The 2,484-nt window shown below is 70.7% G+C and carries 3 protein-coding genes; 1 reads left to right on the top strand and 2 read right to left on the bottom strand.

The window, feature by feature from the left end; genetic code table 11:
- Nucleotides 1-78: 78 nt before the first annotated feature.
- On the bottom strand, nucleotides 79-441 hold the full coding sequence (locus ACQKIP_RS28625; RefSeq protein ID WP_365857908.1) for a cytidine deaminase: 363 nt from the start codon (nucleotides 439-441) through the stop codon (nucleotides 79-81).
- Between the two features lie 26 nt (nucleotides 442-467).
- Nucleotides 468-1,385, bottom strand: coding sequence for a helix-turn-helix transcriptional regulator (locus ACQKIP_RS28620; protein ID WP_365857906.1), 918 nt, complete (start codon nucleotides 1,383-1,385; stop codon nucleotides 468-470).
- A gap of 86 nt (nucleotides 1,386-1,471) precedes the next feature.
- On the opposite strand from ACQKIP_RS28620, the gene ACQKIP_RS28615 reads away from it, so the two are divergent.
- The coding region (locus tag ACQKIP_RS28615; protein ID WP_427744513.1) for an MFS transporter at nucleotides 1,472-2,484 on the top strand (1,013 nt) is incomplete at its 3' end.

Genomic DNA, 2,484 nt, shown 5'->3' with positions numbered 1-2,484 from the left:
GATTTTCAGCCCCTCCGGCGTTTGAGGAGGGCCCTCGCGCCAGCGAGTTTTCGGGAAGGGGCGGGGTTGGGGAAAAGGTCAGTTCGCCTCGGCCCGCACCCGGACCTCCCCGTCAGGCCCCGCCAGAAACACCGGCGTCCCGGCCCCGCCAAGATCCCGCACAGCGGAAAGATCCTCGGCAGACAGCGCCTCCTCGGAGGAGACAACGGCCGCCGCCTCCAGAGACTCCGCACCGGAAGCAACCGCCATCGCAACGGCGGTACGCAGAGCGGAAAGCTTCAAGGAGTCGAGCGAAACCGTCCCGGCGACATAGGTCCGCCCCGTCTCGTCCCGCACGGCGGCCCCCTCGGCCACCCCGTTCCGCGCCCGCGCCGAACGAGCCAGCGTAACGATCTTCCGGTCCTCAGCATCCAGCGCGCCAGGCGCAGCACTCTCGGTCATACGCCGAGCATACGGAGCACGGAGAGCTACATGGCGATCGGGGCCACCGGGTACATGGACCCCCGCCGCCCCTCGGGCGAGGCAAGCCACTCCAGTTTCGCCGCGGTCTCCGCCTCCGGAAGCGGCGTATGGAGCACGATCGTCAGATCGGGCCGCGCCGGCACCCGCAGCGCCGTCGACTCCACGTGCAACTCCCCCACCAGCGGATGGATGAGCTCCTTGTGCACCTGCCCGGCGGGCCGCACGTCCCGCCGCTCCCACAGATCGGTGAACTCCTCGCCCGCCGTCTCCCGCAGCTCGGCGAGGACAGCCTGGAAGCCCTCGTCGTCCGGGGTCTCCGAGCACGACGCGCGGAACTGGGCGACGACCGACTCCGCGTTGGTCCGCCAACTCACGCTCCGGGAGCGGTAGATGGGGTCGGTGAAGAAGTCCACGAGGCAGTTCTGGGTGATCTCGGGACGCATCCCGAAGACCATTGCGGCCGCGTCGTTGTACATGACGCAGTTGTAGTAGCGGTCCATGATGTGCGCGGGGTACGGCATCCACGTGTCGATCAGGCGCTGCATCCCGTCGCACATGTCCCGGTCGGCCTGCTCGACCTCGGGAGCGGGCGGGTTGAGCCCGGCGAGGACGTACAGATGCCGCCGCTCGGTGCTCGACAGCTTCAGGACGCGCCCCACGGAGTCCAGGACCTGCGGGGACACCGAGATGTCGCGGCCCTGCTCCAGCCACTGGTACCAGGACGCGCCGACCCCGGCGAGCACGGCGACCTCCTCGCGGCGCAGGCCCGGCGTACGCCGCCGCGCCCCGCCGTCCGGAAGTCCCGCCTCCGCGGGGCTGACCCGGGCGCGGCGGCTCATCAGGAACTCGCGCAGTTCACTGAGCCTGCGCGCCTTCGACGCGTCCTGCGGCGCCCCGGCCGCGGCCTCACTCGTCCCTGCCATGCCCCAGCTCCCCCTTGCCTGGTGTTACGACCACCAGCATAAGTTCCCGCTCCCCACGGCTATTCCTGACGCCCGAAGCTCATCTCATGGCGATCGACACCACCACTTCCCCGTCCACGACAACGGCGCCCCCGGCCCCGCAACCCCCGCACCCGGCCCCGGCCCTCAAGCTCTCCACCCGCGACAAGCTCGTCCTCTTCGTGCTCTGCGCCGCCCAGTTCATGGTCGCGCTCGACTTCTCCGTGCTGAACGTGGCGCTGCCCGTGCTCGGCGCCGACCTGGGCATGAGCCAGTCCGCGCTCCAGTGGGCGGTGACGGCGTTCGCCCTTCCCTCCGGCGGCTTCCTGCTGCTCTTCGGCCGTACCGGCGACCTGTTCGGGCGGCGCAGGCTGTTCCTCGGCGGCCTCGCCCTGTTCGGCCTTGCCTCGCTCCTTGCGACCTTCGCCTGGGACCCGGCGTCGTTCCTGACCGGACGCGCGCTCCAGGGCGTCGGCGCGGCGGCCATCGTGCCGACCGGCATGTCCCTGCTCACCACCACGTTCCCCGAAGGTCCGCAGCGTGACCGGGCGCTGGGGATATCCGGCACGCTGCTCTCGCTCGGCTTCACGGTCGGCATGGTCCTCGGCGGCGTCCTCACCGACACGCTCGGCTGGCGCTCCACGATGGGCCTGCTGACCCTCTTCGCGCTGATCGTGCTGCCGCTCGCGCCGGGCCTGCTCCCCGAGTCCCGCACCCCTGAGCGCCCCCGCCTGGATATCCCCGGCGCGGTCACCGTCACCGGCGGTCTGCTCGCGCTGATCTACTCGCTCTCCACGGCCGCCGAACGCGGCTTCGGCGGCACGGACGTCATCGTCACGCTCGTCGCGGGCGTGCTGCTGCTCGCGGCCTTCGGTTACGTCGAATCGCGCGCCGCGTCGCCGCTGGTCTCGCTGCCGATGCTGCGGCGCCGGACGGTCGCGTGGGGCAACCTGGGCGGTCTCGTCACCTTCTCGATGATGTCGGCGGTCATCTTCGCCCTCACCCTCTACCTCCAGGAAGTACTGGAGCTCTCCGCTTTCCGGACGGGTCTGGTCTTCGGCGTGCAGGGCGTGCTCTCGGT

The sequence above is a fragment of the Streptomyces sp. NPDC059900 genome, from assembly GCF_050270335.1.
Lineage (GTDB): Bacteria > Actinomycetota > Actinomycetes > Streptomycetales > Streptomycetaceae > Streptomyces.
This window is presented reverse-complemented; position numbering and strand designations above follow the sequence as displayed.

Bases quoted from the DNA above. Each gene is read 5' to 3' on its own strand.
- ACQKIP_RS28625 (WP_365857908.1), bottom strand. From the start codon at position 441: ATGACCGAGAGTGCTGCGCCTGGCGCGCTGGATGCTGAGGACCGGAAG.
- ACQKIP_RS28620 (WP_365857906.1), bottom strand. From the start codon at position 1,385: ATGGCAGGGACGAGTGAGGCCGCGGCCGGGGCGCCGCAGGACGCGTCG.